This window comes from Erwinia sp. AnSW2-5 (assembly GCF_045107195.1).
Lineage (GTDB): Bacteria > Pseudomonadota > Gammaproteobacteria > Enterobacterales > Enterobacteriaceae > Erwinia.
In genome coordinates, this window is the sequence record NZ_JBJGXA010000005.1 from 191,947 (window position 1) to 206,270 (window position 14,324).

The 14,324-nt window shown below is 55.2% G+C and carries 13 protein-coding genes; 8 read left to right on the forward strand and 5 right to left on the reverse strand.

All coding sequences use genetic code 11. The features are described from left to right. The first annotated feature begins 120 nt into the window (after nucleotides 1-120). Nucleotides 121-1,770, forward strand: coding sequence for a methyl-accepting chemotaxis protein (locus ACFL9S_RS05380; protein ID WP_405260742.1), 1,650 nt, complete (start codon nucleotides 121-123; stop codon nucleotides 1,768-1,770). On the opposite strand, the gene ACFL9S_RS05385 is transcribed toward ACFL9S_RS05380, so the two are convergent. Continuing rightward, a complete protein-coding gene (locus ACFL9S_RS05385; protein ID WP_405260744.1) occupies nucleotides 1,767-2,615 on the reverse strand; it encodes a LysR family transcriptional regulator in 849 nt (282 codons plus the stop codon). The two genes, ACFL9S_RS05380 and ACFL9S_RS05385, sit on opposite strands and share 4 nt — an antisense overlap. A gap of 132 nt (nucleotides 2,616-2,747) precedes the next feature. Between ACFL9S_RS05385 and ACFL9S_RS05390 the strand changes: the two genes are divergently transcribed. The 4 genes from ACFL9S_RS05390 to ACFL9S_RS05405 all read left to right on the forward strand — a co-directional run bounded on the left by ACFL9S_RS05390 (nucleotide 2,748) and on the right by ACFL9S_RS05405 (nucleotide 5,922). Beyond that, on the forward strand, nucleotides 2,748-3,917 hold the full coding sequence (locus tag ACFL9S_RS05390) for a pyridoxal phosphate-dependent aminotransferase (RefSeq protein ID WP_405260746.1): 1,170 nt from the start codon (nucleotides 2,748-2,750) through the stop codon (nucleotides 3,915-3,917). Between the two features lie 24 nt (nucleotides 3,918-3,941). After that, a complete protein-coding gene (locus ACFL9S_RS05395) occupies nucleotides 3,942-4,718 on the forward strand; it encodes a transporter substrate-binding domain-containing protein (RefSeq protein WP_405260747.1) in 777 nt (258 codons plus the stop codon). Nucleotides 4,719-4,788: 70 nt separating this feature from the next. After that, nucleotides 4,789-5,490 carry a helix-turn-helix transcriptional regulator gene (locus ACFL9S_RS05400; RefSeq protein WP_405260748.1) on the forward strand — a complete coding sequence of 234 codons (702 nt, stop codon included), beginning with the start codon at nucleotides 4,789-4,791 and terminating at the stop codon, nucleotides 5,488-5,490. Between the two features lie 63 nt (nucleotides 5,491-5,553). After that, complete coding sequence (locus ACFL9S_RS05405; protein WP_405260750.1) at nucleotides 5,554-5,922, forward strand: VOC family protein; 369 nt, start codon at nucleotides 5,554-5,556, stop codon at nucleotides 5,920-5,922. Between the two features lie 146 nt (nucleotides 5,923-6,068). On the opposite strand, the gene ACFL9S_RS05410 is transcribed toward ACFL9S_RS05405, so the two are convergent. The 3 genes from ACFL9S_RS05410 to pepT form a co-directional block, all read right to left on the reverse strand. Continuing rightward, entirely contained in the window at nucleotides 6,069-6,488 is a 420-nt protein-coding gene (locus ACFL9S_RS05410; protein WP_405260751.1) for a hypothetical protein, read from the reverse strand. Between the two features lie 4 nt (nucleotides 6,489-6,492). Next, on the reverse strand, nucleotides 6,493-7,188 hold the full coding sequence (locus tag ACFL9S_RS05415) for a hypothetical protein (protein WP_405260753.1): 696 nt from the start codon (nucleotides 7,186-7,188) through the stop codon (nucleotides 6,493-6,495). 224 nt (nucleotides 7,189-7,412) lie between these two features. Further along, nucleotides 7,413-8,645, reverse strand: a complete 1,233-nt coding sequence (gene pepT / locus ACFL9S_RS05420; protein ID WP_405260754.1) for a peptidase T — start codon at nucleotides 8,643-8,645, stop codon at nucleotides 7,413-7,415. A gap of 127 nt (nucleotides 8,646-8,772) precedes the next feature. Here pepT and ACFL9S_RS05425 point away from each other — a divergent pair, with 127 nt between their 5' ends. Continuing rightward, nucleotides 8,773-10,365, forward strand: coding sequence for an ABC transporter substrate-binding protein (locus ACFL9S_RS05425; protein WP_405260755.1), 1,593 nt, complete (start codon nucleotides 8,773-8,775; stop codon nucleotides 10,363-10,365). A 172-nt stretch (nucleotides 10,366-10,537) separates the two neighbouring features. On the opposite strand, the gene ACFL9S_RS05430 is transcribed toward ACFL9S_RS05425, so the two are convergent. Beyond that, the gene (locus ACFL9S_RS05430) at nucleotides 10,538-11,461 is read right to left on the reverse strand and encodes a LysR family transcriptional regulator (protein WP_405260756.1); all 924 of its coding nucleotides are present in this window, start codon (nucleotides 11,459-11,461) and stop codon (nucleotides 10,538-10,540) included. A 159-nt stretch (nucleotides 11,462-11,620) separates the two neighbouring features. On the opposite strand from ACFL9S_RS05430, the gene ACFL9S_RS05435 reads away from it, so the two are divergent. Both ACFL9S_RS05435 and ACFL9S_RS05440 read left to right on the forward strand, forming a co-directional pair. Continuing rightward, nucleotides 11,621-13,045 (forward strand): M20 family metallopeptidase, encoded by a 1,425-nt coding sequence (locus ACFL9S_RS05435; RefSeq protein WP_405260758.1) that lies wholly within the window; start codon nucleotides 11,621-11,623, stop codon nucleotides 13,043-13,045. Beyond that, nucleotides 13,042-14,313 carry an MFS transporter gene (locus ACFL9S_RS05440; protein WP_405260759.1) on the forward strand — a complete coding sequence of 424 codons (1,272 nt, stop codon included), beginning with the start codon at nucleotides 13,042-13,044 and terminating at the stop codon, nucleotides 14,311-14,313. Before ACFL9S_RS05435 ends, ACFL9S_RS05440 begins: the two co-directional genes overlap by 4 nt. Nucleotides 14,314-14,324 lie beyond the last annotated feature (11 nt).

Genomic DNA, 14,324 nt, shown 5'->3' on the forward strand with positions numbered 1-14,324 from the left:
ACGCAGCAATATAAATCGTGTTAATTTCTTAATTTTTTAAAGTCTCCGTGCCGATAACCTTTCCTGATAGCCCCTTGATAACAACACTTTTAATCGGTATCACCAGGTCACGGAGTCACTATGAAATTATTAAAAAATTATACAATCCGCGCAGTTTTGCTGTGGATTTTGGGTTTTTTCTCCCTGCTTTGGGGCGCTGTGGGAATGTACAGCGTCTATTCACTTAATCAGTTAAGTGAAGGTAATGCTGTCGATCGCCATTTGGTCAGTCAGATGAACACCTTAAGTAAAGGTAACGATCAGTATTTCCGCGTCATCACCCGTTTAACGCGCGCGATAGATTCCAAAAAGCCGGAAGACATGGCTTCGGTACAAAAAGCGCTGGATAACATGACCACGCTGCTGGCTGATTTTAAACAGCAGTCGCCTGGCCCGCTGGATGAGCAGTACGCCGCAGGCGCTATTGCCAGCTGGCAGAAGCTGCTGGATGACGGTGTTACCCCGCAGGTGCGTCTGGCACAGCAGGGTTCACCTGATGACTACCGCCACCATGCGGCCAGCATTACACCCGCCCTGAGCCGTGATTTTGGTGCCAGCATGGAGAAATTCAACGCGGCGGCAGCGGATAAACTGGATGACACTCGTGTCAACGTCGACCATCTGACCAGCATCACTAAAACCGTGCTGGTACTGGCTGTCATTGCAGGGTTGATTATTTTGCTCTTTACCGACCGCTATCTGGTGGTGATGCTGGTGCGTCCGCTCGACACTATCCGCGAGCACTTCCGCGTGATTGCTGAAGGGGATCTGACCCAGCCGGTTAACGACTTTGGCCGTAACTGTGTCGGTAAACTGGTGCCACTGCTGCGGGCGATGCAGGACAGCCTGCGTGAAGCCGTCAGCTCCATTCGCAGCGGTACGGAAAATATTCATCGCGGAGCGGCAGAAATCTCCTCCGGCAACAACGACCTCTCTTCACGTACTGAAGAGCAAGCCTCGGCGCTGGAGCAGACGGCAGCCAGCATGGAACAACTGACCGCCACGGTGAAATTCAACGCCGACAACGCGCGTCAGGCCAGCTCGCTGGCAGACACCGCCTCCGTGACGGCCAGCAAAGGCGGCAAGCTGGTGAATGAAGTGGTTAACACCATGCAGGGCATTGCTGGCAGCTCGAAGAAAATTGCCGAAATCACCACGGTGATTAACAGCATCGCCTTCCAGACCAATATCCTCGCACTGAACGCCGCGGTTGAAGCCGCCCGTGCCGGTGAGCAGGGGCGTGGTTTTGCCGTAGTGGCCAGCGAAGTGCGTAACCTTGCACAGCGCAGCGCCGGTGCAGCGAAAGAGATCGAAACGCTGATTGCGGATTCTGTTTCCCGCGTCGATATCGGTTCGAAACTGGTCGGTGAGGCCGGAAGCACGATGGACGACATCCTGACCTCGGTTGCGGAAGTGACGGAAATCATGAAGCAGATTGCATCGGCTTCCGAAGAGCAGAGCAAAGGCATTTCTCAGGTGGGCACCGCGATTTCAGAAATGGACAGCGTGACCCAGCAGAACGCCTCGCTGGTGGAAGAGGTATCTGCGGCGGCCAGCGCACTGGAGCGTCAGACGGAAGAACTGACACTGTCGGTGGCCAAGTTCCGCCTTTCCGCCAACAGCGAGCCAGGCCGGTCGGCTGCGGCACCTGCTGCACTGAAAAGCCCGCTGAAAACCCTGGGTGCGCCAAAAAACAGCGCAGCCTCCGCTGACGACTGGGTTGCTTTCTAAGGCTGTTCACATAGCCACGCCACCAGCTCATCCAGCAGCGGTGGCGATACTGACGGCGGGCGACGGATCAGACTGTAGACCGCGCCCGTTTTCACACTGCCCGCAAACGGCGCGACCAGGCGCCGCATCGCCAGATCTTCCGCTATCAACGTCACATCTGCCACGGTTACCCCAAATCCCTGAATCGCGGCGCTGATCGCCAGATCCATCGTCGAAAAATGCTGATTCCGTTTCATTGCCAGCGGCTGTTGCTGTGCCTGTAACCACAGCTGCCAGTCGCGATTGTCGGTGGTGGGATGCAAAAAAGTCATCTCTGCCAGCGAGGGTGCGACATTTCCTTCGGGCAACAGCGACGCGGCCATCACCGGCGTCAGCGCCTCTTCAAACAGCAATACGCTGTTACGCGGGCTGCTGCCATACAGAATCGCTGCATCAAAATTATCCAGCTGGCTGCTGTGATCGACGGTAGTGGTTAGAGATACGTGCAGCTCCGGGCGTGCTTTTTCCAGCGCCACCAGTTTCGGCACCAGCCAGCGCATCGCGCAGGTCGGGGCTTTCAGGCGGATCACCGCATTCTGTCTGCTGGCCTGCTGCGCTGCATCATGCATCTGCTGATAACCAGTTTGCAGTGCAGGCAGCAGGCTGGCGCCCTGCGGGGTGAGATTCAAACCGCGTGCATGACGATCGAACAGCGCAAAACCCAGCCAGGCTTCCAGCGCGGCAATTTTACGGCTCACGGCACCCTGAGTAATACAGAGTTCGCTGGCGGCACGCGTCAGATTGAGATGACGGGCGGTAACAATAAAAGCATGGATCGCATTTAATGGCAGCGGGCGCTGAGGCATCGGATTCTCTGAGCTATGATTAAACGTCATGGCTATTATGACAACAATTCGCTTGTCGCCTCAAGTGCCGCCGCGTTGAATAGGGTTAACGAATTTCACCCTGTTTGGCTAATGTCCTGACCTGGAGCTTCCATGACCATCACCTCTTCGGTGCAGCAGCGTTCTAAATTACCCGATGTCGGTACCACTATCTTTTCGGTGATCGGCCAGCTCTCTGCGCAGTACAACGCGATTAACCTGTCGCAGGGCGCGCCTAACTTCCCGTGTGATCCTCAGTTGGTGAACGGTGTGACCCGCGCCATGCAGCAGGGTCATAACCAGTACGCCCCGATGACCGGCCTGGCCGCGCTGCGTGAGGTCCTGGCGACGAAGGTCGAAACGCTGTACGGCCAGAAGTACGACGTCGCCAGCGAAGTGCTGATCACCGCCAGCGCCAGCGAAGGGCTGTACTCGGCGATTGCCGGGTTGGTTCATCCTGGTGATGAAGTGATTTTTTTCGAACCGGCTTTCGACAGCTACGCACCGATTGTGCGTCTGCAAGGCGCAACGCCCATCGGCCTGAAATTGCAGGTGCCTGATTTCGCCATCAACTGGGATGAAGTTGCTGCTGCGATCACGCCAAAAACGCGCATGATCATCATTAATACCCCGCATAACCCGAGTGCTCAGGTGCTCAGCGCTGACGATCTCGACCGTCTGGCCGCGCTGACCCGCAACACGGATATCGTGGTGCTGTCAGATGAAGTCTATGAACATATTCTGTTTGATGGCCGTAAACACCACGGAATGGCAACGCATCCTGAACTGGCGCAGCGTAGTGTCATTGTCTCGTCCTTCGGTAAAACCTTCCATGTGACCGGCTGGCGGGTCGGCTATCTGCTGGCCCCGGCTGAGCTGATGGATGAAGTGGTGAAAGTGCATCAGTTTATGATGTTCTCCGCCGACACCCCAATGCAGGTGGCGTTTGCCGACTATCTGCATCAGCCCGCTAACTATCTGGGACTGGGCGAGTTTTATCAGCGTAAGCGCGATACGCTGGCCACGCTGCTGAAAGATTCACCGTTTACGCTGCTGCCTTCGTCCGGATCGTTCTTTATGTTAGCCAGTTATGCAGATTTCAGTGACGAGACTGACAGTGAAATGGTAAAACGTTTGATTGTTGATCACGGCGTGGCCACCATTCCGCTGTCGGCGTTTTATACCGATGGAACCGACAATAAATTGATCCGTCTTTCTTTCGCAAAAGACGAAGCCACCTTGCAGGCGGGCGCTCGCGCACTCTGTCAGGTCAAGCCTCGCTAACAGCATCACTCTGAGGGTAAATGAATGAAAAAACTGAATGCGTTGTTTGTGGCAGTAGGGTTGCTGACGTCTGTGTCAGCGCTGGCACAGGAAACCCTGCGTTACGGTCTGGAGTCACAGTACCCACCGTTTGAAAGCCGCAACGCCTCAGGCGAGCTGGAAGGGTTTGATATCGAACTGGGCAAAGCGATTTGCCAGGTGGGAAATTTCAAATGCAGCTGGGTGGAAAGCAGTTTTGATGCGCTGATCCCGGCGCTGGCCGCGAAGAAATTTGATGCCATCAACTCGGCGATGAACATCACCGAAGCGCGTATGAAAAGCATCGGTTTCACCAACCCTATTTACCGCATCCCGAGCATGCTGATTGTCAAAACCGGTTCCGGCCTGCTGCCAACCGTTGACAGCCTGAAAGGCAAAAGCATCGGTGTGTTGCAGGGTTCCGTGCAGGAAACCTTCGCCAAAAAACACTGGGAGCCACAGGGTGTGACCGTGACGCCTTACCAGGATCAGAACCAGGTTTACAATGACATGGTCGCGGGCCGCCTTGATGGCACGCTGGTGATGTCGGCTGCCGGGCAGTCTGGCTTCCTGGAAAAACCGCAGGGTAAAGAGTTTAGCTTTGCCGGTAAGGCCGTGGAAGACCAGGTGGTACTGGGCGTGGGTATCGGTTTTGGCCTGCGTAAAGACGATGCCAAACTGAAAGAAGCGCTGGATGCCGCGATTGTGAAAGTGCAGAACGACGGCACCGTCACCAAACTGGCCGCGAAGTTCTTCCCAGGTATTGATGTGGCGGTGAAATAACCTTACGCCACTCCGGCGGCCAGCTTTGCTGGCCGCTCCTTACATTATCCCCGAACCGCCGATAGCCACTATGTCACGTGCTCAACGTCTGCTCGACCTTCTGCAACTGTTGCGTAACCACCGTTTCCCGATTACGGCTGAACAACTTGCCTGCGAATTACGTGTCAGTACGCGCACGCTTTACCGCGATATTGCCACTTTGCAGCAGCAGGGGGCAGACATCGTGGGTGAAGCCGGGTTGGGTTACGTGTTAAAACCGGGGTTTACACTGCCGCCGTTAATGTTTAACACCGCAGAAATCGCGGCGCTGGTACTGGGGTCACGTTGGGTCGCGCGCCGAACCGATAACGAACTCGCGGCGGCGGCGCACTCCGCATTAAGTAAGATTGCCGAGGTTTTGCCAGCCGACCTGCGTTCGCAGCTGGAGTTATCCCCGCTGATGGTTGGCCCGGCGAAAGCGGCGTTGGCTATCAGCATTGATGTCGGCGCATTACGTCAGGCTATCAGCCAGCAGAACATCATTGAAATCGACTATCTTGACCTGAAAGACGTCAGCTCCCGGCGCAGAGTCTGGCCGATTGCGATTGGCTTTTTTGACTCTGCGCAGGTGCTCGTTGCCTGGTGCGAAACACGCGAGGATTATCGCCATTTTCGTCTGGATCGCTTCACCCAACTGCACGTCACCGCGCAGCGCTATCAGCGTGCCCGCACGCAGCTGATGAAAGCGTGGCGGGAACGCCATAATATTCCGGCTCAGGGGTTTGGCTACTGACAAAAACTGTCAGTCGCATCGCATAGTCTGTTCCCGTCCAATCACTGAAACGGGAAACCCCAAATGAAAGCACTTGATTTCACCATTCTGTACGTCGCCAGCCCGGCTAACAGCGCGGCTTTTTACCAGCGGATACTGAACGTCGACGCCATCGAATTTTCACCCACCTTTGCGATGTTTATCCTGCCTTCTGGCGGTCGTCTTGGGCTGTGGGTTACATCAGGAGTGACGCCACCGGTCAGTGCCGGAGCCAGCCAGTCGGAGATTGTGTTTACCGCCGAGAGTCGTGATGAGGTGGACAGTATCTTCAATCAGTGGCAGCAGTGGGGCGTTGAGATCCTCGACCCGCCAGCCACGCTGGACTTCGGTTATACCTTTACCGCCTGCGACCCGGACGGGCATCGTCTGCGTGTGTATGTCTATGAGGAGTAATTATTATTCGGTGACAGGCGGGTTTTAAAAACATCGCGATAAGATGATTATTGTTAGACCGTCTTGCCAGTAACCTGGCAAGACGTCGTTCAAGGTTATATCAGGCAATCGCTAAGCAAAAATTCAATGAGTCGCTGCCTGTTAAATTACATAAAACTGACTTTACTGAGCGTCATTGTCTGCGTTCCCTTATCCAGGGAGAGAGAGAAATAGGGTAAAACCTCATCATTTCTTGTCCACCTTTCCACCGCTCCGTCATAGGATGAAAGGCTGTATCCCAGGGACGTGAGATATTTTCTAATCTCCGCTAAATGCGTATCATCGCGACAAACCATACTGCTTTCATCAGGTTGGCTGCCGTCCTGCGCGGTAAAGATAAAATAGCAAGATTCACTGTCTCTCGGGGCTGAGCGTATATCTTTGTCCGTATGCAGATAGTATGCCCATAAATTTGACTGCGTATATCCCTCTCTATTCTCCGCGACCTTCTGCATACTGCAATCGATCAGAATAAAAATGGCAACAATGACCAGGAAAAGAAGAACAGGTCTTTTCAATGATTTCATTATGTTATTTACCTAGCGCATTAATGACACCCGCTTTTTTACTGGTAAAAATAACAGTGTTATCATTGGGGTGTAATTTATAAGGCATAACCTGCATCATAAATCTCGGTAGTCTGCCTTTATAGGGTTTTGGACAGAGGAGTTTTTCCACAGGATCAGGGAACAGAAGGGGTAAAAAGCCAGTGTTTTTATACCGTCCAATAGGACCATAATGATCCCATCGGCGCAGCGCTGAAGCTTTACTAACAATCTTTAATTCATCCCAATATGTACGGGAGAAATTGGCTCTGTAGAAACCGAATAAATCTGAGATAAGATCTTCGCCACTGAATCCACTGTCAGTATGCCAGCTGAAAAAGGACATCGACTGCCAGTTTTCGAATGCCACAGCAGTGTTCATCATCATAGCTAAAGCGATGCTTCGTTGTTCAGAGAGCGACCTGCCTTTTTTTATGTGCCAAACGTTAAAACGTCCTGTAGCAAACCTGTAAAGTCTCATTGTTTGTTCATAACGAACTGGATAATATGGTTTACCGCTTGATTCACCAGAAGAAAATGAATGCATAAGGCTACGAATATCATCACCCTGTGCATGTCCCATATCAATCCAACCCAATACCTCTGAATAAACAAGTCCATATTTGAGGCCGTTTTCAGAGCTTATTCTGGATGTATCTAAAATATCTTCACGCTTACTCATCCTTGATATCCTTCTTTGTTTGAAAAATCCTTGTTATAGAGGGTGATGTATCACCAGAAACTATACATAATGGTTAACTTAACTCAAATTATTTTGTGGTAACAGATCTTTTTTTCAGCCAGCATTGCCGACCTGATCAGTGGTGCACATCATCAGCACGGGGCGATCGAAAAAGATGATCGCCCCCTACGCAAGGCCGTATTTACCGTTCAGTCCCGGAAAGATTACTCCGCCGCCAGCAGGCAGATTTTTTCCGCCAGCAGGTAAGACTTCACAAACGACGGAATGGGCAGAAACTCAAACTTCGAATGGAAGTTATGCGCGCCGGTAAAGAAGTTCGGCGTTAATAATCCTTTTGCCGACAACGCCGCACCATCGGTGCCGCCGCGCATCGGGATCACCTTCGGTTCAATGTCCAGCTGCTGCATCGCAGCAAAAATAAGCTCAATAGGGCGCTTATCGGCGCCAATCGCGTTACTGATATTGCTGTAGGTATCCGAAATACTCACCTCCACTTTACCCGTTGGATACGCCTGGCGAATGATTTCCGCCACCTGATGCATCTGCTGTTTACGCTGCTCAAAGCTCGCCAGATCGAAATCACGAATCGAGGCCTTGAGGCGCGTCTCGCTGGCGTTGGCCTGCATATCATTAAACCAGGTGTAACCTTCACGCCCGGCGGTATGTTCCGGCGTCTGCTGGCGATCAAAGTGGCCGATAAAGTCCCAGGCCATCAGCAGCGGGTTAACCAGCACGCCTTTGCCCGACATCGGGTGCGCGGTCACGCCGGTCAGGATGATCTCCGCGGCGGCGGCATTGAAGTTCTCATACACCACTTCTCCCAGCTCGCAGCAGTCGATGGTATAAGCAAAGTCGACATCAAAGCGCGTCTTCAGATCCAGCGCTTTCGCGCCGCGCAGGCCGATCTCTTCATCCGGCACAAACGCCACCACAATATCGCCGTGCGGCTGCGCATCAGTCAGGTTTTCCATCAGCGTCATCACCACCGTTACAGCGGCTTTATTGTCGGCACCCAGCACGCTGGTGCCATCGCTGAAAATAATCTCCTGCCCGTGATAAGCGGCGATCTCCGGGTGTTGCGCCTGGCGCAGCCAGATGTCCTGTTCGGCATTCAGGCACAGATCTTTACCCTCGTAACGCAGGGTCTGTGGGTGAATATGTGGGGAGAGACCCACATCCACGGTATCAATATGCGTGATAAAACCGATGCGCGGTGCCCCGGGGCGATTGCCGGGTTTCACGGCGGTCACGGTGGCGAACTCATCAATCACCACGTTGTGCAGCCCCAGCTGAAGCAGTTCATCCGCCAGCAGACGCGCCATATCATGTTGTTCCGGGGTGCTGGGCAGAACGGTGGACGCGGCGTCACTCTGGCTGGTGACCGCCAGATAGCGGTAAAAACGTTGCGTGAGCTGACGTGCCAGTGAATCAGTCATAAGCTTTCCTTATTTGTCTCGGGCAGTATGATTTCGGTAATGTGCAAAATCATGTTATTCATGAATAGGTTATTTACAGGTTTACGCACCACCCCCTGATAATGTCAAATAAAAAGCGAGGATGGAGATGAAGAAAGCGGTATTACGCACGGTTCTGGCGGCTCTGGCGCTGACCGTCACTTCAGCGGTTTCGGCCAAAACGCTGGTGTTCTGCTCTGAGGGATCGCCAGAAAACTTTAACCCGCAGCTGTACACCTCAGGCACCAGCGTGGATGCCAGCGCGGTGCCGATTTATAACCGACTGGTTGATTTTACCCCTGGTACCACCCAGCTGATCCCTTCACTGGCGGAAAGCTGGGATATCAGCCCGGACGGCACGGTTTATACCTTCCATCTGCGTAAGGGCGTGAAGTTTCAGAGCAACAAAAACTACAAGCCGACGCGTGATTTTAACGCCGACGATGTCATCTTCTCGTTTATGCGCCAGAAAGACCCGGCCAACCCGTATCACAAGGTCTCTAACGGCAGTTACACCAACTTCGAAAGCCTGGAGTTCGGCACCTTGCTGAAAGGCATCGATAAAATTGACGATCACACCGTGCGCTTTACCCTGGCTCACGCAGAAGCGCCATTCCTCGCCGATCTCGGCTGGTACTTTGCCTCCATCCTCTCCGCCGAATACGCAGATGCGATGCTGAAAGCGGGCACGCCGGAAAAAGTGGATCGTGAACCCATCGGCACCGGGCCATTCGAACTGGCGCAGTACCAGAAAGATTCGCGCATCCTGTACCGTGCGTTCCCGCAGTACTGGCAGGGCAAGGCGAAGCTGGACCGTCTGATCTTCACCATCACGCCGGATGCCGCAGTGCGTGCCGCCAAGCTGGAGAAAAACGAGTGTCAGGTGATGCCGTTCCCGAACCCGGCGGACCTCAAGCGTCTTGAGGCGAACCCGAATATCACCATGATGCAGAAAGCGGGGCTGAACACCGGATTCCTCGCCTTCAATACGCAAAAAGCCCCGCTGAACAATGTCAAAGTGCGCCAGGCACTCAGCATGGCGATTAACAAGCCTGCGATTATCGAAGCGGTATTCCAGGGTACGGGCACCGCAGCCAAAAACCTGCTGCCGCCGGGCGTATGGAGCGCGGATAAAGATCTGAAAGATTATGACTACGCGCCGGACCAGGCGAAGGCCCTGCTGAAAGAGGCGGGTATTGCTCCGGGGACGACGATCGATCTGTGGGCAATGCCGGTTCAGCGCCCCTATAACCCGAATGCGCGGCGTATGGCAGAGATGATCCAGGCGGACTGGGCGAAGGTTGGCATCAAAGCCAATATCGTCAGCTTCGAGTGGGGCGAATATCTGTCACGGGTGAAAAACGGCGAACATCAGGCAGCACTGATGGGCTGGACCACGGCAACGGGCGACCCGGATAACTTCTTCGGCCCGCTGTTCAGCTGCACCTCCGCCAACGGCGGTTCCAACTCAGCGAAGTGGTGCTATGCGCCGTTTGATAAGCTGATAACAGCGGCGCGTGCCGAGCAGGATCACGACAAGCGGGTAGTGATGTACCGTGAGGCGCAGCAGATCATGCACGACCAGGCACCGGCGGTGATGATTGCTCACTCCACCATTTTCGAACCAGTACGCAAAGAAGTGACAGGTTATGAAGTGGACCCGTTTGGTAAACACATCTTCTATCAGGTGGATGTGAAATAAGACGCAGCGCTGCTGAATGCCGCCTCAACGTCAAAAACGATACGTAGGGGCGGACCTTCTGTTTCGGTCCGCCCGTGCTGATGAGCAGGGTGCAGATCCGGCGTTACGGGGCGATCGGAAAAGATGATCGCCCCCTACGGGTCATGGCTGACTTCCTGGATTACATCTGACCCTAAAAATCAAACGCCGCCCGGATAGCCTCATCCTTCTGCTTCAACTCATGCCGCACAAACTCCAGAAACAGCACCAGTGCCGTCCCCGGTTTACGGCCAATAGCGGTCTGCACCTGTAGCGAACGCTGGCTGAGTTGCTCGGCACCGACCGATTTCAGCACCAGCCCGTGTTCAACCGCCTGATACATCACCGTGAACTGGCTGCAAATGGTGATCGCCGTCGGTGTCTGTAACAGGAACTGATACAGCGTGCTGAAGTTATTGCAGGTCAGCGCCGGTTCCACAAACGTCCCGCTCATCCGGCAGGAGAGGTCAAACAGCTGGCGCACCGTGGTGCCCGCGTCCGGCAAGGCCAGCGGATACGCCATCAGGTCGCTCAGCCGCACCTGCTGTTGCGCCAGCGGATGGCTCTGCTGCATCACCAGCAACACCGGGGCGGGCCAGGCGGCCACCACCTCCACACCGCGTTCCGGGTGCAGACTGAACTGGAAGGCCACATCACATTCTCCACGCCGCATGATTTCCGCCACCTCCAGCGCGCTGGCGACCGTCAGATGAAAGCTGACGCCGGGATGTTGCTCACGAAACTGCGTAAAGAGCACCGGCAGCAGGCTGAATGCCATACCGTCGGTGCAGGCGACCCGCAGCGCGGTGCGGCGAATGGCTTTCAGCCCTTTGATCTCGGCGATGGCATGTTCCATATCCATCATGCTCTTGCGCACATGATTTTCGAAAATCTGCCCGGCATCGTTCAGCACCATGCCCCGCGCATGACGTTCAAACAGCGGCGCGCCCACCCGCGCCTCCAGACGCTGGATCTGGCGGCTGATCGCCGATACGGCAACAAACAGCTGCTGGCTGGCGGCACTCAGCGAACCGCTGTTGGCGACCGCAAGAAAATAGCGAATTTCACTGCTGTGCATCGGGCTGCCTCTTTGTCGTGCATGGTCACTGATCGTGCAGAACAGCGTTGCTTTTAAAGCAACACTAACTTGATTATTTGATGATTGTGGCAAAGAGCGATTCTAGCTTAAAACAGGGGTGCAAACACAAAAAGTAACACAATAAAAACGGACAGACATATGACAGGTGAACAGGCGGTAGCGCAGGCCACGGCGTACTTTGACAGTGGTAAATTCAAACAGGTGCTGGCTCGCCGCGTTGCCCTGCGCAGTGAAAGCCAGCGTGAGGATCGCGATGACGTGATCCAGCGTTATCTCGATGAAGAGATGGCCCCGGCGATGCAGGCACTGGGATTCACCACCGAACAGCTGGCGAACCCGCAGGCACCGTTACGGCCTTTTCTGCTGGCAACCCGCATTGAAGATCCGGCACTGCCGACCGTACTCTGCTACGGCCACGGCGACGTGGTGTTTGGTGATGATGAAAACTGGCGCAGCGGCCTGACGCCGTGGGAACTGGTGGAAGAGGGCGACCGCTGGTACGGACGCGGCAGCGCAGATAATAAAGGCCAGCACTCGGTGAATATCGCCGCGCTGGAGCAGGTCGCGGCGGCACGCGGTGGCACGCTGGGCTTTAACTGTAAATTCCTGTTCGAAATGGGCGAAGAGATCAGCTCCCCAGGCCTGATGGAGCTGTGCCAGCGCCACGGCGAGCAGCTGAAAGCCGATATCTTTATCGCCTCCGATGGCCCGCGCCTTAACGCGGTGCGCCCGACGCTGTTCCTCGGCTCACGCGGCGCAGTAAACTTCCGCCTCAGCATTGAGGCCCGCGACCGCGACTACCACTCAGGCAACTGGGGCGGCTTGCTGACCAACCCCGGCACCCAGCTGGCGAATGCGCTGGCCTGCCTGGTGAATCAGCACGGTCAGTTACAGGTAGCGGCACTGAAACCGCCCGCCATCAGCGCGGCGGTGAAAGCGATCCTCAGCGACATCGAAGTGGGTGATGAAAATGGCCCGCAGATTGATCCGAACTGGGGAGAAGCCGGTCTGACGCCAACCGAACGCCTTTACGGCTGGAACACGCTGGAGGTGCTCTCCTTCCTCGCCGGTAACCCGGCACGCCCGATGAATGCCATTCCCGGCAAAGCAACCGCTGTCTGTCAGCTGCGTTTTGTGGTGGATACCGACTGGAAAAACATCGCAACGCATCTGCGTAAGCATCTGGATGCGCACGGTTTCCCGCAGGTGACGGTGGAGGTGCTGCGCGGCTCCCCGGCGACACGTCTTGACCCGAGCGACCCGCTGGTGGACTGGGCGCTGGAGGTGATTGCCAGCACCAGCGGCAAAAAACCGGCGCTGCTGCCTAACCTCGGCGGCTCACTGCCGAATGACGTCTTCGCCCACGCGCTGGGATTGCCGACGTTGTGGATCCCGCACTCCTATCCGGCCTGTGGCCAGCATGCGGTGGATGAACATATGCTGAAGTCGATTGCCCGCGAAGGATTACAAATCATGACCCGGCTGTTCTGGGATTTAGGCGAACAGGGCAGCACATTGCTGGCCCGTCATCGTGTGCATCGCGCACAGGAGGGAGGCCAGTGAGCACCATCGTACAGCAACAACAGGCGGTGACACCGAACCTGTATAAAACCCTGTTTGCCACCTGCGTCGGTAATGCGCTGGAGTGGTTTGATATCGCAGTATACGGCTTTTTTGCCAGCTATATTGCCCATGCTTTCTTCCCGACGCAGGACCCGTCAGTATCGATGCTGCTGACCTTCGGCAGCTTTGGTGTCTCGTTCCTGATCCGTCCGCTGGGTGCCATTGTGCTCGGAGCTTACGCGGATAGAGTTGGACGCAAAAAAGCCTTGCTGATGTCGATCACCCTGATGATGCTGGGTGGCCTGATGATTACCGTGATGCCGTCCTATGAAACGATTGGCCTGCTGGCACCGATCATGATCCTGCTGGCGCGTCTTATTCAGGGCTTCTCTGCCGGTGGTGAGTTCGGTAGCTCCACGGCTTTCCTGGTGGAACACTTCCCGGAACGTCGCGCCTTCATTGCAAGCTGGCAGTTTGCTACCCAGGGCGCGAGCACCCTGATGGCATCGGCATTTGGCCTGGGGCTGACCGCCTGGCTGACAGAGGCACAAATCCAGGACTGGGGATGGCGCATTCCGTTCGCATTTGGTCTGTTGATTGGTCCGGTGGGCCTGTATATTCGCCGCCATGTGCATGAGCCAGCCAGCTTTGTTGCCCAGCCTAAATCACATGCTCCGTTGAAGGACCTGATGGGACGCCAGAAAACATTGCTGCTGCTGGCAATGGGGCTGATGGTGATCTCGACGGGCGTCAACTACATGCTGAACTATGTGCCGACGTATGCGACAAAAACGCTGCATCTGCCAGGTTCTGCGGCCTTCACCGCCACGCTGGTGGCCGGGATTATTCTGACGGTGGTGACACCGCTGATGGGACTGTGGGCGGAGAAAGTGGGGCGCGTACCGCTGATGTGGGGATCGCTGATCCTGCTGGCGCTGACCATTTACCCTGCCTTCAAGATGGTGGCGGATAACACCACGCCAACCACCTTGATCCTGCTGGTGGGCTGGATGGCCTTGCTGAAATCGGTCTACTTCTCTACCGTGCCGTCAATGATGGCCGACCTGTTCCCGATGTCGACCCGCGCAAGCGGCATGGCGATCAGCTACAACGTCGCGGTAACGGTGTTTGGTGGCTTTGCACCACTGATTTGTACACTGTTGATTAGCATGACGGGTTCCAGCCTGGCACCGAGCTATTATCTGATGTTACTGGCGGTCTTCAGTGCGGTGGCACTGTTTAAAAGTCAGTACCGGGTAGGGCGTTAAACAATGAAAGG